Origin of the sequence: Sphingomonas sp. PWP1-2, from assembly GCF_049898305.1 — a bacterium.
GTDB lineage: Bacteria > Pseudomonadota > Alphaproteobacteria > Sphingomonadales > Sphingomonadaceae > Sphingomonas > Sphingomonas glacialis.
In genome coordinates this window covers 215,599-234,285 of record NZ_JAFCXM010000004.1, presented here as the reverse complement: position 1 = coordinate 234,285, position 18,687 = coordinate 215,599, and the positions used below count along the sequence as shown (strand labels likewise).

At 67.1% G+C, this 18,687-nt stretch carries 18 protein-coding genes; 11 read left to right on the top strand and 7 right to left on the bottom strand.

Features of this window, described 5'->3' with window-relative positions; translation table 11 throughout:
* Positions 1–71: 71 nt before the first annotated feature.
* Positions 72–1,118 (bottom strand): L-threonylcarbamoyladenylate synthase, encoded by a 1,047-nt coding sequence (locus tag ACP7C5_RS12070; protein WP_426264430.1) that lies wholly within the window; start codon positions 1,116–1,118, stop codon positions 72–74.
* 62 nt (positions 1,119–1,180) lie between these two features.
* On the opposite strand from ACP7C5_RS12070, the gene ACP7C5_RS12065 reads away from it, so the two are divergent.
* Both ACP7C5_RS12065 and ACP7C5_RS12060 read left to right on the top strand, forming a co-directional pair.
* Complete coding sequence (locus tag ACP7C5_RS12065; protein WP_426264429.1) at positions 1,181–2,893, top strand: acyl-CoA dehydrogenase; 1,713 nt, start codon at positions 1,181–1,183, stop codon at positions 2,891–2,893.
* 74 nt (positions 2,894–2,967) lie between these two features.
* The gene (locus tag ACP7C5_RS12060) at positions 2,968–3,744 is read left to right on the top strand and encodes a DUF4019 domain-containing protein (protein ID WP_426264428.1); all 777 of its coding nucleotides are present in this window, start codon (positions 2,968–2,970) and stop codon (positions 3,742–3,744) included.
* Between the two features lie 56 nt (positions 3,745–3,800).
* Here the strand turns inward: ACP7C5_RS12060 and ACP7C5_RS12055 are convergent, their stop codons facing one another.
* Positions 3,801–4,157: a GntR family transcriptional regulator gene (locus tag ACP7C5_RS12055; RefSeq protein WP_133191401.1), complete on the bottom strand. Its 357-nt coding sequence runs from the start codon at positions 4,155–4,157 to the stop codon at positions 3,801–3,803.
* A 38-nt stretch (positions 4,158–4,195) separates the two neighbouring features.
* Positions 4,196–4,774, bottom strand: coding sequence for a nitroreductase family protein (locus tag ACP7C5_RS12050; RefSeq protein ID WP_426264616.1), 579 nt, complete (start codon positions 4,772–4,774; stop codon positions 4,196–4,198).
* 116 nt (positions 4,775–4,890) lie between these two features.
* On the opposite strand from ACP7C5_RS12050, the gene ACP7C5_RS12045 reads away from it, so the two are divergent.
* Entirely contained in the window at positions 4,891–6,684 is a 1,794-nt protein-coding gene (locus tag ACP7C5_RS12045) for a peptide MFS transporter (protein ID WP_426264427.1), read from the top strand.
* Between the two features lie 12 nt (positions 6,685–6,696).
* Positions 6,697–7,392, top strand: coding sequence for an NnrU family protein (locus ACP7C5_RS12040; RefSeq protein ID WP_426264426.1), 696 nt, complete (start codon positions 6,697–6,699; stop codon positions 7,390–7,392).
* A gap of 170 nt (positions 7,393–7,562) precedes the next feature.
* On the opposite strand, the gene ACP7C5_RS12035 is transcribed toward ACP7C5_RS12040, so the two are convergent.
* Positions 7,563–8,948, bottom strand: coding sequence for a NupC/NupG family nucleoside CNT transporter (locus ACP7C5_RS12035; RefSeq protein WP_426264425.1), 1,386 nt, complete (start codon positions 8,946–8,948; stop codon positions 7,563–7,565).
* Between the two features lie 124 nt (positions 8,949–9,072).
* On the opposite strand from ACP7C5_RS12035, the gene ACP7C5_RS12030 reads away from it, so the two are divergent.
* From ACP7C5_RS12030 to ACP7C5_RS12010, 5 genes are all read left to right on the top strand, one after another.
* The gene (locus ACP7C5_RS12030; protein ID WP_133191405.1) at positions 9,073–9,759 is read left to right on the top strand and encodes a queuosine precursor transporter; all 687 of its coding nucleotides are present in this window, start codon (positions 9,073–9,075) and stop codon (positions 9,757–9,759) included.
* A 50-nt stretch (positions 9,760–9,809) separates the two neighbouring features.
* Positions 9,810–10,712: an acetylglutamate kinase gene (argB, locus tag ACP7C5_RS12025; protein WP_133191406.1), complete on the top strand. Its 903-nt coding sequence runs from the start codon at positions 9,810–9,812 to the stop codon at positions 10,710–10,712.
* 90 nt (positions 10,713–10,802) lie between these two features.
* Positions 10,803–11,105, top strand: a complete 303-nt coding sequence (locus tag ACP7C5_RS12020; RefSeq protein WP_133191407.1) for a YggT family protein — start codon at positions 10,803–10,805, stop codon at positions 11,103–11,105.
* A gap of 16 nt (positions 11,106–11,121) precedes the next feature.
* Positions 11,122–11,994: a bifunctional methylenetetrahydrofolate dehydrogenase/methenyltetrahydrofolate cyclohydrolase FolD gene (gene folD, locus ACP7C5_RS12015; protein ID WP_426264424.1), complete on the top strand. Its 873-nt coding sequence runs from the start codon at positions 11,122–11,124 to the stop codon at positions 11,992–11,994.
* Positions 11,991–12,611 carry a MarC family protein gene (locus ACP7C5_RS12010; RefSeq protein WP_133191409.1) on the top strand — a complete coding sequence of 207 codons (621 nt, stop codon included), beginning with the start codon at positions 11,991–11,993 and terminating at the stop codon, positions 12,609–12,611. The genes folD and ACP7C5_RS12010 overlap by 4 nt, the downstream gene beginning before the upstream one ends.
* Before the next feature lie 42 nt (positions 12,612–12,653).
* Here the strand turns inward: ACP7C5_RS12010 and ACP7C5_RS12005 are convergent, their stop codons facing one another.
* Positions 12,654–14,432 carry an AcrB/AcrD/AcrF family protein gene (locus tag ACP7C5_RS12005; protein ID WP_426264423.1) on the bottom strand — a complete coding sequence of 593 codons (1,779 nt, stop codon included), beginning with the start codon at positions 14,430–14,432 and terminating at the stop codon, positions 12,654–12,656.
* Between the two features lie 62 nt (positions 14,433–14,494).
* Here ACP7C5_RS12005 and ACP7C5_RS12000 point away from each other — a divergent pair, with 62 nt between their 5' ends.
* Entirely contained in the window at positions 14,495–14,923 is a 429-nt protein-coding gene (locus ACP7C5_RS12000; protein ID WP_133191411.1) for a GtrA family protein, read from the top strand.
* Entirely contained in the window at positions 14,924–15,658 is a 735-nt protein-coding gene (locus tag ACP7C5_RS11995) for a class I SAM-dependent methyltransferase (protein ID WP_426264422.1), read from the top strand.
* Positions 15,659–15,660: 2 nt separating this feature from the next.
* On the opposite strand, the gene ACP7C5_RS11990 is transcribed toward ACP7C5_RS11995, so the two are convergent.
* Complete coding sequence (locus ACP7C5_RS11990) at positions 15,661–16,740, bottom strand: glycosyltransferase family 2 protein (RefSeq protein WP_426264421.1); 1,080 nt, start codon at positions 16,738–16,740, stop codon at positions 15,661–15,663.
* A gap of 67 nt (positions 16,741–16,807) precedes the next feature.
* Positions 16,808–18,622, bottom strand: a complete 1,815-nt coding sequence (locus ACP7C5_RS11985; RefSeq protein WP_426264420.1) for a DUF885 domain-containing protein — start codon at positions 18,620–18,622, stop codon at positions 16,808–16,810.
* Between the last annotated feature and the right edge of the window lie 65 nt (positions 18,623–18,687).

Here is an 18,687-nt window from a genome sequence, read left to right as displayed (position 1 = left end):
TGTTCTGATCGACCAGCCGACCCAAGCAGCTACGACGATTACGAATAGGATCGCGAGGATGTTGCGCGATCTCATCCGCTATGCGCCGCCCGCCGTAGCCGATCGTTAATTGCGGCGCCGATCCCTTCGCTCGGGATCGGCGCGATGGCGATTCTTGCTGATGGGGATGCGTCCGCCGCGTGCAGCGCGGCGAAGAGGTTGGTCGCGGCTTCTGCAAGATTTCCGCTTGGGGAGAGCGTGACGGCGCCGGGGATAGTGCCGAAGCCGATGAGATATTCGTCGGGGGCTGCCGTGGTTGCGTTGAGGCGCAGCGGCTTGCTCGGCGCGTAATGGCTCTCGAGCTGGCCGGGCGCGGTTATGGCGGGTGTCTCCCCTTTTTCCTTCCCCGGCGAAGGCCGGGGCCCGGTCGAGGGCGGGTCGGTATCGTGCGCTCTGCCTGATGCCGGCTGTTCACCTCCTGGGCCCCGGCCTTCGCCGGGGAAGGAGAAGGGGGAGAGCGCTTCGGTCGTGATCGGCCCCGGGCGCAGCACGTGCAGCCCACCCGCGGTCGCGACGATCGTCGATTCCAGCCCGGCTTCGGTCGCGCCGTCATCGACCACCAGCGCGATGCGGCCATCCAGGCTTGACACCACGTGCGCCGCCTGCGTCGGGCTGATCGCCCCGCTGGCATTGGCCGACGGCGCCGCCAGCGGCTTGCCCGACGCCGCGATCAGCGCGCGCATCGCGCGATGCGCCGGCACGCGCAGCGCGATCGTCGGCAGCCCCGCCGTCACCGCCGCGGCGATCCCCGCATCGGCGCGCACCGGCAGCACCAGCGTCAGCGGTCCCGGCCAGAACGCCTCGGCGAGCGCGCGCGCTACGGAATCGAACTCGGCGATCGCCTCAGCCGCCGCCAGATCGAGGACATGGACGATCAGCGGGTTGAAGCTCGGCCGGCCCTTCGCCGCATAGATCGCCGCGACGGCGGCCGAATCGGTCGCGTCGGCGGCAAGGCCGTAGACCGTCTCGGACGCGATCGCGACCGGCTGGCCGGCCACGATCAGCGCGGCGGCGGCGGCGATCGCGGCCTCGCCGTAGGGTAAGGTCTGCGTCGCAAAAGGCGGGTTTGGCGGGATCATCGGACAGGGCTATAGCCCGGCGCAGCAGCCCCGATAAGGGGCCCTGAGTCAGAGGATCCGCCATGTTCACCCCCGCCACTGCCGACCAGCGTTTCGTGCTCGATCACATCGTCGGGATCGCCGATCTCGCCGCGACCGAACGCTTCGCCGCCGCGAGCGACGACGTCGTCGACGCGGTGCTCGAAGGCGTCGGGCAACTCGCGGCGGGCGAATGGGCGCCGCTGCTGCGCGCCGGCGACACCGTCGGCGCGAAATGGACCCCAGAGGGCGTCGTCATGCCCGACGGCTTCGTGAAGGCGTATCACGATTATGTCGAAGGCGGCTGGGGCACGATCGGCGTTCCCGAAGAATTTGGCGGGCAGGGCCTGCCCTTCGCGATCCAGACCGCGGTGCTCGATACGCTCGGTGGCGCGAACATGGGCTTCGCGCTCGCGCCCACGCTGACCGTCGGTGCGATCGAGGCGCTGGCGCATCACGGCAGCCCCGAGCAGCAGGCGCTGTATCTTCCGCATCTCGCGACGGGCGAATGGACCGGCACGATGAACCTGACCGAGCCGCAGGCGGGCTCGGACGTCGGCGCGCTGCGCTCGACCGCGACGCCGCTTGGCGACGGAAAGTGGTCGATCAAGGGCACCAAGATTTACATCTCGTTCGGCGATCACGACATGGCGCCCAACATCGTCCACCTCGTGCTCGCACGCACGCCGGGCGCACCGGCCGGCACCAAGGGGATCTCGCTGTTCCTCGTGCCCAAGTACCGGCTGGCGGAGGACGGCACGCCGGGCGACTTCAACGACGTCCGCGTCGTCTCGATCGAGCACAAGATGGGGCTGCACGCTTCGCCGACCTGCGTGCTGTCGTTCGGCGACAACGATGACTGTATCGGCGAGCTGATCGGTGGCGAATTCGGCGGCATCCGCGCCATGTTCACGATGATGAACAATGCCCGCGTCAATGTCGGGCTGCAGGGCGTCCAGGTCGCCGAAGCCGCGACGCAGGCGGCGGTGGCCTATGCGCTCGATCGCGTGCAGTCGCCGCGCGCTGGCTCGCCCAGCAAGGAATCGGTCAAGATCGTCGAGCATCCCGACGTCCGCCGTATGCTGCTGCGGATGAAGGCGCAGACACAGGCGGCGCGTGCGCTCGTCTATTACGCCGCGGCGCAAGTCGACCGCGCGGCGCTCGGGCAAGCGGGCGCGCAGGACCGGCTCGAGATCCTCACCCCGCTCGCCAAGGCGCACGGCACCGATATCGGCAACGAAGTCGCCAGCCTCGGCATCCAGGTGCATGGCGGGATGGGCTATGTCGAGGAGACGGGCGCGGCGCAGTTCTTCCGCGATGCACGCATCACGCCGATCTACGAGGGCACCAACGGCATCCAGGCGGCCGATCTGGTCGGGCGCAAGCTGTCGATGGCCAATGGCGGCGTGTTCGCGCAGCTGATCGCCGACATGCGCGCCGAAGCGCAGGATGCAGGCCTGATCGGTCTGATCGACGCGTGCGACGAGATCGGGCGCGGCATGGCGGGGCTCGATGCCGACGACAAGCTTGCGGCAAGCTATCCGTTCCTGACGATGCTCTCGGTCGCGACGTGCGGCTGGCTGATGGAGCGTTCGGGCCGGATCGCGACGGGCGACGATGCCTTCTCGGCGATGAAGCGCGCGGCGTGCGCTTTCTATGTCGCGCAGATCGTCCCCGAGGCGTTGGGGCTCAAGGCGGCGGCGACGGCGAAGGCCGATGTGCTCTATTCGGTCCCGGCCGAGGCCTTCGCGGCCTGAGCTGAGCCCCTGCCGCGCTCACCCCGAATTTTTCGGGGTAGGCGCAACGCGGCCCCCGACCTAGCCTCCGGGGCATGAACATGCCGGTGAGAGACGGGGTCCGCGCGCTGACCGAGAAGGAGAAGCAGACGCTTCGCCTGATCGTGCGCGGGCACGATGCGAAGTCGAGCGCGCGCGATCTCGGCCTGTCGGTCCATACGATCAACGAGCGGCTGCGCGATGCGCGGCGCAAGCTCGCCGTGTCGAGCAGTCGCGAGGCTGCGCGGATGCTGCTCGCGGCCGAAGGCGGCGGCGTGCCGCCGGCCCCCGATTCTGTGGGGGACACGCCAATCGGGGAAGCCGCGGACGCTGCTCGGGGGGAACAGGAAACCGCGCCGGAAGTCGGCGTGGGGCGGGCACACCGCCAGCCCCGGTTCCTCATCGGAGGCTTGCTCATGACGTTTACCCTCGGTCTCTTGGCGCTCGTCGCGCTGCCTCAAGACGCGCCTGCCCCTCCGGGGCCATCCGTCGCTGCAGAAACGCCCGATGCAGCGGTCGTGGATAAAGCGCGGCAATGGCTCATGCTGCTCGACCGCGCGCAGTGGGGTGAGAGCTACCGTGCGACGACGCCGTCGTTCCAAAAGCTCAACACGCTCGAAGTCTGGACGAAGGCGTCCGAACAGGCGCGTGTGCCGCTGGGCGAGATGCTGTCACGCAACTTCGTCAGCCAGCAGGAAGTGCCGACGCCGCCGCACGGCTACCAAATGGTGAAGTTTCGGACCCGTTTCGCCAATAGGACCGAGGCGATCGAGACGGTCACGCTCGAGCGCGAGACGGGTGGCTGGCGCGTGGCGGGGGTCACCGTCGGATAGGCGGTTATTGTGTAACGGCCCGGTCGGAAGCAGCGCTTCGCGGCCGGGCCAGGCTTTCAGGCCTTTTCGCGCTCGAGCAGGTCGGCGACGTCGAGCCCGAGCAATTCGATATGCGCCGCGATGCGCGGCCAGCTCGTCTTGACGAAATGCTCGCGCTCGGCAGCGCGGAGCTTTTCGGCGGCGCCTGGGAGCACGAACATGCCGACCCCGCGCCGGACCTCGACATAGCCGTCGTCCTGGAAACTCTGATACGCTTTGGCGACGGTCAGCGGGTTTGCGCCATGTTCGGCGGCAAGCGCGCGGACCGAGGGGAGCTGGTCCCCAGCGCGAAACTCGCCGCGCAGGATCGCGGCCGAGATCGTCCCGCGCAATTTGATGTAGACTGGGCTGTCTTCGCTATTCAGGGCTGTCATGCTGCTATAATACAGCAACCGCCAAAAAGGTCCACACCTCAGCCCTTCCAGTGAGAAATAATCTTGCTCGTATCCGGGCGGGGGCGTTCTTCTAATTGCTTGGCGGGTGTTCCGAGAAAGAAGAAGCCGACGATCCGTTCCGGGGCCGCGCCGAACGCATCGCGCACCGCATCCGAAGCGCTCGCCCAGCCGGTCAGCCAGCCGCCGGCAAAACCGAGCGCGTGCGTCGCCTGGAGCAGGTTCATCGCCGCGGCGCCCGCCGACAATTGCTGCTCCCACAAGGGGATAGGGCTGTCGATCCGCGGCGATGACAGGACCACCACCAAAGTCGGTGCCTGGTGCGCGAACTGTTCGAGCGATTCGAGCTCCTTCGCCGACGCGTGCGGACGCTCGGCGCGACAGGCGTCGGTGATCACGCGGGCGAGCGCGGCGCGCTGCTCGGGCGCGACGATCACGAAGCGCCACGGGGCGAGTTTGCCGTGGTCGGGGACGCGCGCGGCGATCTGCAGGATCGTGTCGAGCTGTGCCGCATCGGGCCCCGGCGCGACGAGATCGCGCGGTTTTCCCGAGCGGCGCGTGGCGAGGAGCAAGAGCGGGGTGGACGAGTCGTTGAGCATCGCCGCGCTGTAGCGGAACGCGCGCATATTTACACCGTCGCCCAAGCCGCTAGTCTCAACGGTAACAAGTCGGCGCCGAAGGTAGCGGCGCACGGACATTCAGGGAGCTTTCGTACATGGTGGACACCCCGACCGCGGATACTCCGCGCGAGCCGGATATTAGCCACGTCAATCCGGCGGCGGGCGAGACCTGGTTCGGACATCCGCGCCAGCTTGCGCGGATGTTCACCACCGAAATGTGGGAACGCTTCGGCTATTACGGCATGCGCGCGTTGCTCACGCTGTATCTCACCAAGCATTTCGTCTTCGGCGATCGCGCCGCGACCGGGCTGTACGGCGGGTTCACCGCGCTCGTCTATCTGACGCCGCTCGTCGGCGGGTATCTGGCGGACCAGTATCTCGGGTCGAAGCGCTCGGTGAAGTTCGGCGCGATCATGATGGCGGTCGGGTATTTCACGCTCTGCTTCGGCGGCCAGACAGCGGTGCCGTTCGCGACGATCGACGGCCAGCGCTATAACGTAACGGTCGAATCCAAGGCCGGGACCGAGCAGCGCTACATCACCGATCAGGGCAAGCGGCTGCAGGTGAAGGGCAATGACGACGGCACCGTCTCGCTGCTCGCCGCCGATGGCAGCACCGCGCGCACGATCGAAAAGGACGGCTTCAAGTCGGATGCCGAGCGCAGCCCGCTGTTCGTCACGATCATGCTGCTCGCGCTCAGCCTCGTTTCGGTCGGCAACGGCTTCTTCAAACCCAACATCTCGACGATGGTCGGCGAATTGTACGCGCAGGGCGACCGACGCCGCGATTCGGGCTTCACGATCTTCTACATGGGGATCAATCTCGGGTCGCTCGCCTCGCAGATCCTCTGTCCGATCCTTGCCGAGACGTTCGGCTGGTGGGCAGGCTTCGGCCTTGCCGCAGTCGGCATGCTGATCTCGTTCACGTTGATCCAGTTCGATGGCGGCAAGCTCAACGGATACGGCGAACCGCCCGTGCGGAGCGGGCCCGACCGGACGATCCCGATCTTCATCGGCGCGCTCGTTGCGGTTCCGGTGCTGTATTTCCTGTTCGTCAATTTGATGAACTCGGCCCCGCCAGTGCCGGGTTCGGGCTTTATCGGCTATCTCGCGTCGCTGTCGTTGATGGGCAAATTGCTGTTCGGCACCTTCCTCGTCGCGATCCCGGGCATCCTGATCTGGTCGTTCGTGATCGGCGACAAGCGCGAATTCCAGATGATGCTCGCAGCGATGGTGCTGATCATCTTCAACGTCGTGTTCTGGACGCTGTTCGAGCAGGCCGGCTCGTCGCTGACGCTGTTCGCCGATCGCAACACCGATTTGCGGCTGTTCGGCGATTTCGCGATCTCGGCGCCGCAGACGCAGTTCTTCAACGCCTTCTTCATCGTCACGCTCGCGCCGATCATGAGCATCCTCTGGACCACGCTCGCCAAGCGCGGGCTCGAGCCGTCGATCCCGGTCAAGTTCGGTATCGCGCTGATCGGCGTGGGGGCGGGCTTCCTGTTCCTTGTGCTCGGCGCAGGGTTCGCCGGGCCGGGCTTCCAGGTCGGCATCTGGTGGCTCGCTGGCTTGTACCTGATCCACTCGGTCGCCGAACTGTGCATCTCGCCCGTTGGCCTCTCGATGATCACCAAGCTGTCGATCGCGCGGATCGTCGGGCTGATGATGGGCGTGTGGTTCCTGTCGATCTCGTGCGCGCAATATGTCGCGGGCATCGTCGCGCAGTTCGCCAGCGTCGACACCGTCGGCGGGCAGGTGACCAATCTCAAGGTCAGCCTCGACACCTATACCGGCACCTTCACGACGATCGCCGAAGTCGCGATCGTGCTCGGGGTCGTGCTGCTGGCCTTGTCGTGGCCGCTCAAGAAGTGGATGCACGGCGTCAAATAAGGGGGAAAGACGATGGACGGCACGGAAATGGTGATCGCCGCGGCTGCGGCATTCGTTGGAACGCATTTCCTGCTGTCGCATCCGTTGCGCGCGCCGATCGTCAAGGCGATCGGCGCGAACGGCTTTATGGGCGTGTATGCGCTGGTCGCCTTCGCGACGCTCGGCTGGCTCGCGCATGCCTATAAGATCGCGCCTGCGACTGCGCTGCTCTGGGCGGTCGGCGAGGGCATCTGGGGTCCCGTCACGCTCGTCATGCTGGTGGCGAGCATCCTGTTGATGGGCTCGCTGCTCGGCAATCCCGCGCTTCCCGGACCACCGACCGCGACTGCGCCTGCCAGCGCGCGCGGCGTGTTCAGCATCACGCGGCATCCGATGATGTGGGCGTTCGCGCTCTGGGGGCTGTGCCACATCGCGGTTTATCCGATCGCCGCGAACATCGTCGTGGCGGTGGCGATCATCGTGCTCGCGCTCGTCGGCGCGGCGTTGCAGGATCGCAAGAAGGAAGCGCTCCAGCCCGCTCTATGGCGCGATTGGGAGGGCAAGACGAGCTATTGGCCATTCGTCGCGATCGCGCAGCGGCGCGCGGCGTTCGGTGGCTTCCGGCCGCATGACATCGCGGGCGGTGTCGTGATCTGGCTCGCTGCGACCTGGGCGCATCTGCCGATCGCGGGGGTCGCAGCCGGGGTGTGGCATTGGATCTACCGCTAGCGGCCTTTTCCAGAGGCTAACCGACCCACCGTTTGCCCTGAGCCTGTCGAAGGGCCGATCGCCACTTGCCGACCGCCGGCGGGTTCAGGGCTGGACTTCGACGGGCTCCGTCCGGACGGCATTGGCGGACCGCGCCTCGATCAAGGGAGGCTAGCCGCGCTGCGCGTCGATCACGGCTTTGCCACCGGCGCAACGACCGCTGCCGGCGCTTTGGCCGCGGGCTGTGCGGGGACGTCGGGGATGAGCAGCCCGGCCAGCGCCGCCGACATCAGATTGGCGAGGCTCCCCGCCGCCAGCGCCTTCAACCCGAGCCGCGCGATCATCGGGCGCTGGTTGGGGGCGAGGCTGCCAGTCACCGCCATCTGGATCGCGATCGACGAGAAATTGGCGAACCCGCACAGCGCGAAGGTGACCACCGCGATGGTATGCGCGCTCAGACCCTTCTGCGTCCCGAGGCTGATATAGGCGACGAATTCGTTGAGCACGATCTTCTGCCCGAACAGCCCCCCGGCGATCTGCGCTTCGGTCCACGGGACGTTGAGCAGCACCATGATCGGCGCGAACACCGTGCCGAGCAGCCCCTGAAAGCTCAGCGCCGGATAGCCGAACCATCCGCCGATTCCGCCGAGGATGCCGTTGGCGAGCGCGACGAGCGCGACGAAGGCGAGCACCATCGCGCCGACCGCGACCGCGAGCTTGACGCCGGTCTGCGCGCCCTGTGCCGCGGCCATGATGATGTTGGCGGGTTTTTCCTCGTCGTGGCTCGCGTGCGGCATCGGTTCGCCGGGGACGCCCTCGGGCAGCAAGGCGGCGGGCCCCTGGCCGCTGATCCGCGCCTCGGAAAGCTGGATATTCTCCTCGGGATGATCGCCGAGCGGCAGTTCGCCTTGGCGAACGGTCTCGTCGGGCATCATGATCTTGGCCATCAGGATCCCCGCCGGCGCCGCCATGAAGCTTGCCGCGAGCAGATATTCGATGCGGATCCCCATCGAGGCATAGGCCGCGAGGATCGTGCCGGCGACGCCCGCCATCCCGCTGGTCATCACCGTGAACAGCTGTGCCGGGGTCAGCCCGGCGAGATAGGGACGGATGACGAGCGGCGATTCGCTCTGGCCGACGAAGATGTTGGCCGCGGCACACAAGGCCTCGACCTTCGACACGCCGATCACCGCCTCGATCGCACCGCCGAGCCAGCGGACGATGAACTGCATGATGCCGAGATAATAGAGGATCGACACCAGGCTGGCGAAGAAGATGATCACCGGCAGCGCCGCGATCGCAAAGCTGTTGCCGCCGATCTCGGGCTTGGCGAGCGGGCCGAACAGGAAATCGACGCCGTTATGCGCATAGCCCAGAAGGTTTGCGACGCCGCCCGACAGGAATTGCAGCGCCGCGACGCCTGCCGGCACCTTCAGCACGAGCACCGCGATCGCGACTTGCAGCGCGAACGCCGCGCCGACGACGCGCAGCCGGATCGCGCGCCGATTGCTCGACAAAGCGAAGGCGATCAGCAGGATGACCGCAATTCCGGCGATGCCGATGAGAAGACGATTCATGTGGGTCGTTACTCGCGTTGAAACCGGCACGCGGCCCCCCGCGCAAGCGCGCCACCATACAGCGCCGCGCGGCGGGGGCTAGTGGCGGTTTGCTCTGCGCGCGAAACCGGCTAGCGTCGGCGCGATGAACACAGCTGCTTCTCCCGCGGTCGGCGGTATCCCGCGCTCGCTCTTCGCCTTCTCGATCTTCTACGGCGGGATGGTCTGCATCGCGGGCGTGCTCGGCAACAAGCAAGTCTCGCTTGGGCCGATTTCCGCGATCGGACCGGTCTTCGGCCTGGGGCCGCTCGCGGTCGAGGCCGGGATCTTCGCCTTCCTCTTGCTCGTGGTGACGTCGAGCGCGGTCGCCGAGCTGCATGGCGGTGCGGTCGCCAACCGGCTGGTGCGGATCGGCTTCGTTCCGCTGTTGGTGTCGATCCTGCTGTCGTGGATCGTCTGGATCCTGCCGCCGTCGCCCGCGATGCTGCCCGCCAATCGCGATGCGATCCAGCTCGTGCTCGGCGCGACGTGGCGGATCTGGGCGGGCGGGATCGTCGCCTACGGCGTGTCGCAGACGCTCAACGTGACGATCTTCGCGGCGCTGAAAGGCCGCGAGGGGAGCAGCTTGCTGTGGCTGCGCGCGGCGATTGCGAGCATGCTGAGCCAGGTCGTCGATACGTTGCTGTTCGTGACGATCGCGTTCTACGGCGAATTCCCGATCGGCCAGTTGCTCGCTGGGCAGATGCTGATCAAGGTGATCCTGTCGGCGCTGCTCGTGCCGCCGGCAATCTATCTCGCGGTGGCGATCGGGCGGCGGCTCGATCGCGGCTGACATATCACTCCAGCTTTCGCTGGGGTGACGGATTGGCTATGGGCGCGAACATGACCGATCATTCCCCTGCGCCCGAACTGCTCGCCAAGGCAGAAACGCTGGTCGAGGCGCTGCCGTACATGCAGCGCTACGCCGGCAAGACCTTCGTCGTGAAGTACGGCGGGCACGCGATGGGCGACCCCGAGCTCGCGCGAGATTTCGCCGAGGATGTGGTGTTGATGAAGGCGGTCGGGATCAATCCGGTCGTGGTGCACGGCGGCGGACCGCAGATCGGCGCGATGCTCAAGCGATTGGGGGTCGAATCGCGCTTCGTCGACGGCCTTCGCGTAACCGATGCCGAGACCGCGCAGATCGCCGAAATGGTGCTGGCGGGGTCGATCAACAAGGAAATCGTCGGCTGGATCGGCCAGGCGGGCGGCCGCGCGGTCGGCATTTCGGGGAAGGACGCCAACCTCGTCGTGGCCGAAAAGGTCGGTGGGCGGCGCGAGCCCGATCCCAATTCGGGGATCGAGCGGCACGTCGATCTGGGCTTCGTCGGCGATCCGGTTGCGGTCAACCCGTCGATCCTGATCAACCTCGCGCGCGACGGCTTCATCCCGGTGGTGGCGCCGGTCGGGCTCGGCGCGGATGGCGCGACCTATAACATTAATGCCGACACGATGGCCGGTGCGATCGCCGCCGCACTCGGCGCCGAACGCCTTTTCATGCTCACCGACGTGGTCGGCGTGCTCGACAAGGCGGGTGCACTCGTCACCGATCTCGATCCCGCGGCCGTCGCGGCGCTGCGCGCCGACGGCACGATCAGCGGCGGGATGATCCCCAAGCTCGAGACCTGCGTCCATGCGGTCGAGGGCGGGGTCGATGCCGCGGTCATCCTCGACGGGCGCGTGCCGCATGCGATGCTGCTCGAAATCTTCACGAAGCGCGGCGCCGGGACCCTGGTTCGCCGCTGAGCGTTGCGCCTCGCACGGTCTGCGTCGCTAGGGGTGTTCGCACCTGCGGTAGCGCGCTAGAACCGTGATGAACACCACCCGGAGACGCGCGTGATTACCATCATTCAGATCCTGCAGGTGTTGATCGACGCGGTCACGCTGATCGTCATCGTTCAGGTGATCCTGTCGCTTCTCGTGTCGTTCAACGTCATCAATACCTACAACGAAGTCGTGCGCTCGATTTATACCGGGCTCAACCGCGGGACCGAGCCGCTGTATCGCCCGTTCCGCCGGATCCTCCCCGATTTCGGATCGATCGACCTGGCACCGTTCGCGGTGCTGCTGACGCTGCGGATCCTCAGCATCATCCTCAACAATCTGGCTGCCCATATCCTGAGCGGCACGCCGCTCTAAGGCGAAAGGCGCTAGCATGACTGCCGCACTCATCGACGGAAAGGCGTTCGCCGCCGGCTTGCGCGAGCGCGTCGCACAGCGCGTCGCGCGCTTTGTCGAACAGGCCGGCCGCGCGCCGGGGCTCGCGGTCGTGCTCGTCGGTGACGACCCCGCTTCGGCGGTCTATGTCCGCTCGAAGGGCAAGGCGACCAAGGCGGCGGGCATGGCGGGCATCGAGCATCGCCTCCCCGCCGACGTGCCGCAGCAGGCGCTGCTCGATCTCGTAGACGCGCTCAACGCCGATCCCGCGATCGACGGGATCCTCGTCCAGCTGCCGCTGCCCGGACATATCGACGAGCAAGCGGTGACGACGCGGATCGACCCCGACAAGGACGTTGATGGCTTCCATCCGGTCAATGCCGGGCGGCTCGCGGTCGGGCTTCCCGGCTTCGTGCCGTGCACGCCGCTCGGCTGCCTGATGCTGCTCAAGGACCAGCTCGGGGATCTGTCGGGGCTCGACGCGGTGGTGATCGGCCGCTCGAACATCGTCGGCAAGCCGATGGCGCAATTGCTGATCGCCGAGAGCTGCACCGTCACCGTCGCGCATTCGCGTACGCGCGATCTGCCGAGCGTGGTCAAGCGCGCCGACATCGTCGTCGCGGCGGTCGGGCGACCGCAGATGGTCAAGGCCGACTGGCTCAAGCCCGGCGCGACGGTGATCGACGTCGGCATCAACCGCACACCCGAGGGACTGGTCGGCGACGTCGCTTTCGCGGGTGCGCTCGACGTGGCGGGGGCGGTGACGCCCGTACCCGGCGGCGTCGGCCCGATGACGATCGCGGTGCTGCTGCGCAACACGCTGATCTCCGCCGAACGGCGCGAAAACGTCGTCGGTGAGGGCGCGCTTTGATCGAACTCTATATCTCGTCGCTCATCACCTTTTTCGTGGTGATCGACCCGCCCGGCTGCGCGCCGATCTATGCCGGGCTGTCGTCGGGCGCCTCGCCTGCCAATCGCCGGGCGATGGCGATCCGCGCGGTGCTCGTCGCCGCCGCGATCCTGTTCGCCTTTGCCGCGTTCGGCGAAGTGCTGCTCAAGTCGCTCGGCATCAGCCTCGATTCGTTTCGCATCGCCGGCGGGATCATGCTGTTCCTGATCGCGCTCGAGATGGTGTTCGAAAAGCGCACCGAGCGGCGTGAGGATCGCGCTGCCAAGGTCGCCGCGACGCCCGAAGTCGAGGATGTCTCGATCTTCCCGATGGCGATGCCGATGATCGCGGGGCCGGGGTCGATCGCGTCGGTGATGCTGCTGATGAGCCGCAACCACGGGCTCGAGCCGATCGCCGTCGTGCTCGCCGCGCTCGCCACGATCCTGGCGCTGACGCTCGCCGCCTTGCTGGCAGCGGGGCCGATCATGCGCGTGCTCGGGGCGAAGATCGAAGCGGTGATCACGCGGCTGCTCGGCGTGCTGCTCGCAGCGCTTGCGGTGCAGTTCGTGATCGACGGGGTGAAGCAAAGCCTCGGGTGATTGGAGAAAAGCCCCTCCCCTTAAGGGAAGGGGCATAAATCGTCAGTCCTTGATCCGCCACAGCCGCAGCGGCGACTTGGCCGGCATCGGCAGTTCCTCGAGCCAGTCGAACGTCTTGCGATGCGCGAGCTGGTCATAGAAGCCGCCGGGCGCGCGCACGCGGTAGATCGTCGATTCGGCCATGTTGGGGCAGACCAGCAGCAGCGTCGCACCGTGGCGCTTGGCGATCGCGCGGAAATTCTCCGGGCTTCCCGAGAAGGCGTGCTGGACGTCGAGAATCGCAGCGCCATTGCGGTGATACGGGCCCGCGACCGCATCGTGATGCGTGATCGTGATGATCCGCGGCCCCAGATCGACGAAGCTGAACACCGTCTGCGCGGGATAGCGATCGAGCGGGCGCAGCGCGGTCATCGTCGGGCATTGGCCGCTCGCGCGGTCGATGATCTGGACGCGCTTGCTCGGTCGGTCGATCGGCAGGAAGCGGATCGCGAGCCCGGCGAACAGCCCCGAGCCGATCACCACGACCGCCGCCACCGTTCCAAGCACGCGCACCAGCGCCGAGCGATTGCCGAGGAGGCTAGGGACGAGCAGCCAGCCGAGCGCGACCGCGCCGGGCACCGAGAGCATTTGCGCCGCGGGCCCCGCGCGCGCCTGCCACAGCAGCAGCAATGCCGCGCCGGTGACGAACAGCAGGACCGTCGCCCACGCACCGCGCAGCTCGGTCCCGCGCGCGCGCCACGTCGCGACTGCCGCGCCGATCACCCCGACGATCGGCATCGCCGCTACAGGAAAGGCGACGCGGAAGGGATGGCTGTAGATCGGCTTGGCTTCGCGGATCATGTTGAGCCAGTTCTTCTGCAGCTCGGGCGACGCTTGTTCGGGGCGGCCGAGGCATTGCGGGAAGACGAGCGCGAAGCCGATGACGATGATCGCCCCCGCCGCGATCGCCAGGCCAAGCCGGACCCAGCGGTTCGCCGGGTTTGCCCAGCCCAGTGCGAACAACAGCGCGCCCGCCATCACCATCACGCTCAGCCAGACCGGCGTCAGCGCGTCACAGCGCAGCACCGCATCGGCATAGGAGGCGAACAGCGCATAGCCGAGTCCGCTGCCAGCGCCGAGGCACAGTGCATAGATCGCGAGCCGCGGCGCTTCGCTACGGTCCCAGATCCAGCGCAGCGTCAGGATCGAGCCGGCCAGTGCTGCATAGGGCAGCATCTCGAGCCCGATCGTCAGCGACACCGCACTCGCCACGCCGACGATCGCGCCGCCTCGCGCGCTTTTGGGGTCGGACAGTCCGGCGACCGCAAGGCTCAGCATCGCGAGTTGCCAGCCGTGATGGTCGATCCGCTCGGGCATATACATCATCATCGTCGCCGAGCAGCAGAGCAGCAGCACGATGCCGAGCGGCCAGGCATAGACGCTGACCAGGCGGCGCACCGTCGCGCCGATACCGAGCATCACGATGCCGAGCGGCAGCAACGGCGCGATGCCGCACGCGAGCATCTCGGCCTCGCGCGGCCCCACGAACGGGCGCAGCAGCACGATCAGCCCGGCGAGCGGCAGATCGACCAGCCGGCTCCAATGCATGTCGAAACCGAGCGGCGGATTGAGCCGGTACTGGCGCAGATCGTACCAGCCCTGCCCGCCGAGCCAGGCGCGGACTTGCATCAGCCGCATATTGTCGTCGGTGTCGCCGAGCTGGAGGTAGTGAATCCCGGTCCAGCGTTGCGCGACATAATAGATCGCGATGCCGACCCATGCGATCAGGCTGAGGCGGACCCAATCCCGATCGAGCGTCCGCGCCACTGTACCGTCAACCATGTAAAACGCTTTCCTCGGGTCTCTCCGCCCTCTAGTGGCGCTATCGTAAAGGGCAAGCCAACGTGACAGCGATCCAGCGACAGATTGAGAGCCTGCGAGAGAACCCGCTCGTCGGGCAGCTCGTGCGCTTCGGGATCGCCGGTGTTATCACCACGGCCATCTACGCCGCGGTCTATCTCCCGCTGACGCACTTCGTGTTCGAGCAGCGCCACGCGGTCTATGCCGTGCCCTTCGCCTTTCTGGTGGCGGTGACGGTGGGATTCTTCCTGCACAGCCGGTGGAGCTTCAAGGGGCACGGATCGCGCGATCCCGGTCGGATGCAGCACGTCAAATTCGTCTGCGTGCAGGCCTCGGGCGTGCTGTTGAACGCGCTGATCACCTGGATCGGCACTGCCAAGCTCGGGTATCCGGCATGGGTGCCGCTGCTGCCCGCGGTCGCTTGCGCCACCGTCTTCACCTTCTTCCTCAATCGCCAATTGGTGTTCAAATAAATGGACCGCATCGTTTACGACCGCATGGCGGCACACGATTCCACGCATTGGTGGTATCGCGCGCGGCGCGACATCCTCGCCGACTATCTCGTGCGCGAGGGGGGCTTGCCCAAGGATGCGCGGATCCTCGAGATCGGCTGCGGCACCGGGCACAATCTGCCGATGCTCGCGCAGTTCGGGCGGGTCGAGGCGATCGAGATCGATCCCGCCGCGCGCGCGATCGCGAGCGCGCGGCTCGGCGCGCCGGTGAGCGCGGCACCGCTGCCCGAACTGCCGGGAATCGAGCGCGGCGCGTACGATCTGATCGCGGTGCTCGATGTGGTCGAGCATATCGAGGACGATGTCGCGGCGCTGAAGGCGATGGGCGAATGCCTCAAGCCCGGCGGCAAGATCCTGATCGCAGTGCCCGCGCACCAATGGATGTGGAGCGCGCACGACGTCGTCAACCACCATCACCGCCGCTATTCGAAGGCGACGCTCGCCGCGGCGATCGGGAAGGCCGGGCTCAAGCACAATGGGCTGCGCTGGTTCAACTCGCTGCTCTTCCCGCTCGCCGCCGCATCGCGGATCGCCGGGCGGCTGCGCGGCAAGGACGACAGCGACGATTCGCCGCCGCACCCCGCGCTCAATGCGCTGTTCGAGCGGATCTTCCGGCTCGAGCGGCATCTCGTCGGGCGCGTGCCGCTGTCGCCAGGGGTTTCGATCCTGACCTTGGCGTCGCCGAAGGAGGGCTGACGCTAGATTTCGGTTCGTGCTGCGCTTGTCGAAGCACTGCTTGCAGCAGGCGCGGTCGCCTGCGGAGCGGCGTGCCCTTCGACAGGCTCGGGGCGAACGGGCAGGGGCTCGACTTCCGCGCGATACCCCAGCGTCGCATGACCCTGGATCGGCCCCACCACATCGGCGACCAGATAGAGCGGCCGGCGCTTCGATTCGACATAGAGCCGGCCGAGATATTCGCCGATCATCCCGAGCACGAACATCTGGAACGCACCGAGCAGCACGACGACGAGCATCGTCGAGGTCCAGCCGGCGACCGCGCTGCCGCTGAAGAAGCCGATCGCGATATAGAGGAACAGCAGCAGCGACGCCGCGGTCAGCGCGAGCCCCAGATGGCTGGCGAAGCGCAACGGCGCGGTCGAGAAGCCGGTGACCGCGTCGAGTGCGAGCCGGATCATCTTGGCGAGCGGGTAATGCGTCTCGCCGGCATGGCGTTCGGCACGATCGTACGGGAAGGGCACCTGGCGGAAGCCGACCCACGCGACCATCCCGCGGATGAAGCGCGCTTGCTCGGGCATTGCCAGGAACGCATCGAGCGCGCGGCGGCTCATCAGGCGGAAATCGCCGGTGTCGAGCGGGATCGCGGTGTCGGTGACCCGGTCGAGCAAGCGATAGAAGATCGCCGCGGTGAGCTTCTTGAACGCGGTCTCGCCCTCGCGCGTGCGGCGCACGGCATAGACGACATCGGCTTGCTGCGCCGCCATCGCCGCGCGCATGTCGCTGAGCAATTCGGGCGGATCTTGCAGGTCGGCATCGATGATCAGGATCTGCGCGCCCGAGCACAGATCGAGCCCGGCGGTCAGCGCCAATTGATGGCCGTGGTTGCGCGACAGGTTGATCACCACCAGCCGCGGATCGGCGGCGGCGAGGCGCTGCATCACCGGCCAGCTCTCGTCGCGCGACCCGTCGTTGATCAGCACGATCTCGTAATCCGCGCCGACTGCAGCGTGCGCAGCGGCCGAGACGCGTGCGTGCAACACGTCGAGGCATGCCGCTTCGTTATAGCAGGGAATGACGATGGAGAGCGCGGGGCGGATCATGCGGCAGGTTTAGCGCCGCTTTGCCGCTACGTCATCGCCTATCCGCATCGCGCCTATGCCGGCGAGCTCACGCCTGAGCCCGCGCGCGCTCCTCGGCGAGACGTTCGAGAATGACCAGCGGCACCGCGCCGTTGCGCAAGATCTCGTGGAATTGCCGTACGTCGAACTTCGCGCCGAGGATCGTCTTGGCCTTGGCGCGCGCGCGCAGCCAGCTGACATGACCGATCTTGTAGCTGCACGCCTGTCCCGGCATGGTGCAATAGCGGTTGATCTCGCTCGTCGCGCGCGGGGGCGGGAAGCCGGTGATCTCGACCATATAGGCGATCGCCTTTTCGCGGCTCCAGCGCTTGGCGTGCATGCCCGTATCGACGACGAGCCGGCACGCGCGGAACAGCAGCGACTGGTAATAGCCGATGCGCGCGAGCGGATCCTGGTCGTACACGCCGCTCTCGTCGGCGAGTTGCTCGGCATAGAGTGCCCAGCCCTCGGTATAGGCGTTGAAGAAGCTCGTCTTGCGAATCAGCGGCCCTGCGGCACCCTGCGCGATGCTGATCTGGAGGTGGTGGCCGGGAACGCCCTCGTGATGCGTCAGCGTCGGCAGCCCGTATTTCGGCCAATCGGTGATGTGCTTGAGGTTGATCCAATAGATCGCCGGGCGCGAGCCATCGAGCGCGGCGCGGTAATAATAGCCGTTCGACGCGCCGTCCTGGATTTCGACCGGCACGCTGCGGATCTCGAGCGGGGCGTCGGGCGGGTTGATGAACAGCGCCGGCAGCCGCGCCTGCATCGTCCGCACCTGGCCGTTGAGGCTTGCGAGCAACGCGGCGCGGCCTTCGGGCGTGTCGGGAAAGAGCTGTGACGGCGTGGTGTTGAGCGTGTCGAGCCGGGCGCTGACGCTGCCGGTGGTCAGCCCTTGCGCCTTGAGCAGCGAATCGAGTTTGGCGCCGATTTCGGCGACTTGGTCGAGCCCCATCTGATGGACTTGATCGGGCGTGAAATCGGTCGTCGTCGCGCTTGCCAGTGCGGCAGCATAGAGCGCGTCGCCATTGGGCACCGACCACAGCCCGACATCGGTCCGCGCGGTGCGGCGCAGTCGCGTGACGAGTGCGATCTGCCGGTCGAGCGCCGGATAGACGGCATCGGCAACGATTTTGGCCGCGCGGCCGGCGTAATCGCCGGGCAACTTGGCAGCCGTCGTCCGGCGCGTGAGCGAGGTGACGAGTCCGCTATCGGCGGGGGCTGGCTTGCGCAAAGCGGCCATCTGCCCGAGCGCGAGATCGAGCGCGAAGGCGGGGGCGAGCAAGCCACGCTTGGCCGCTTCCGCCTGCACGGCGTTCTCGGCATCGAGCACGCGCGCGAAATCGGCGAGGCGGTCGAGATAGGCTTCCGCATCGGCGGCATTCGCGACGACATGGCGCGAATTGAGGAAGTCGGGGACCGCGAAATAGGCGCCCTGCTGCTGCGTGATCGCATAGGGGCGCTGCGGCGAGCCGACGCCGAAGCGCGCGGGGCCGACTTCGCGCTGGCGCAGCGAATAGAGCACGACTTCGCGGTCGAGCTTGCTCGCCGGGGAGAGCGTCGCGGGATCGATCGCGTCGAGCGCAGCGATCGCGCGGCGTGTCCGGGCCAAGCCCTGCGCCCGATTGGCGAGCGAGGGGTCGTCGAGCCGACGCTTCAGCGCAGCATTGGCACCCTTGTCGAGCCCGAGCTGCGTCGCGCTTTCGGGGCTTTCCTGCAGGCCTTCGGCAAAGATCCGGTCGAACAGCGCCGCGAGCGCAGCATCGCCCGGCGCGGCCGCGATCGCGGCGCGGGCAGCGGCGGCGGGAAGAAGGGCGAGCGCGCCGAACACGCTCGTCGAACACAGAAAATCACGCCGGTCCATCATCATCCCTTTGTCTGCCCGCAGCGCAGCCTAACGGCTCGCCCTTGACGCGCAAGGGTGTCGGT

What these genes read in the sequence shown, in the direction of transcription:
- ACP7C5_RS12070 (WP_426264430.1), bottom strand. Translation starts at nt 1,118, where the DNA reads ATGATCCCGCCAAACCCGCCTTTTGCGACGCAGACCTTACCCTACGGC.
- ACP7C5_RS12065 (WP_426264429.1), top strand. Translation starts at nt 1,181, where the DNA reads ATGTTCACCCCCGCCACTGCCGACCAGCGTTTCGTGCTCGATCACATC.
- ACP7C5_RS12060 (WP_426264428.1), top strand. Translation starts at nt 2,968, where the DNA reads ATGAACATGCCGGTGAGAGACGGGGTCCGCGCGCTGACCGAGAAGGAG.
- ACP7C5_RS12055 (WP_133191401.1), bottom strand. Translation starts at nt 4,157, where the DNA reads ATGACAGCCCTGAATAGCGAAGACAGCCCAGTCTACATCAAATTGCGC.
- ACP7C5_RS12050 (WP_426264616.1), bottom strand. Translation starts at nt 4,774, where the DNA reads ATGCTCAACGACTCGTCCACCCCGCTCTTGCTCCTCGCCACGCGCCGC.
- ACP7C5_RS12045 (WP_426264427.1), top strand. Translation starts at nt 4,891, where the DNA reads ATGGTGGACACCCCGACCGCGGATACTCCGCGCGAGCCGGATATTAGC.
- ACP7C5_RS12040 (WP_426264426.1), top strand. Translation starts at nt 6,697, where the DNA reads ATGGACGGCACGGAAATGGTGATCGCCGCGGCTGCGGCATTCGTTGGA.
- ACP7C5_RS12035 (WP_426264425.1), bottom strand. Translation starts at nt 8,948, where the DNA reads ATGAATCGTCTTCTCATCGGCATCGCCGGAATTGCGGTCATCCTGCTG.
- ACP7C5_RS12030 (WP_133191405.1), top strand. Translation starts at nt 9,073, where the DNA reads ATGAACACAGCTGCTTCTCCCGCGGTCGGCGGTATCCCGCGCTCGCTC.
- argB (WP_133191406.1), top strand. Translation starts at nt 9,810, where the DNA reads ATGACCGATCATTCCCCTGCGCCCGAACTGCTCGCCAAGGCAGAAACG.
- folD (WP_426264424.1), top strand. Translation starts at nt 11,122, where the DNA reads ATGACTGCCGCACTCATCGACGGAAAGGCGTTCGCCGCCGGCTTGCGC.
- ACP7C5_RS12005 (WP_426264423.1), bottom strand. Translation starts at nt 14,432, where the DNA reads ATGGTTGACGGTACAGTGGCGCGGACGCTCGATCGGGATTGGGTCCGC.
- ACP7C5_RS11995 (WP_426264422.1), top strand. Translation starts at nt 14,924, where the DNA reads ATGGACCGCATCGTTTACGACCGCATGGCGGCACACGATTCCACGCAT.
- ACP7C5_RS11990 (WP_426264421.1), bottom strand. Translation starts at nt 16,740, where the DNA reads ATGATCCGCCCCGCGCTCTCCATCGTCATTCCCTGCTATAACGAAGCG.
- ACP7C5_RS11985 (WP_426264420.1), bottom strand. Translation starts at nt 18,622, where the DNA reads ATGGACCGGCGTGATTTTCTGTGTTCGACGAGCGTGTTCGGCGCGCTC.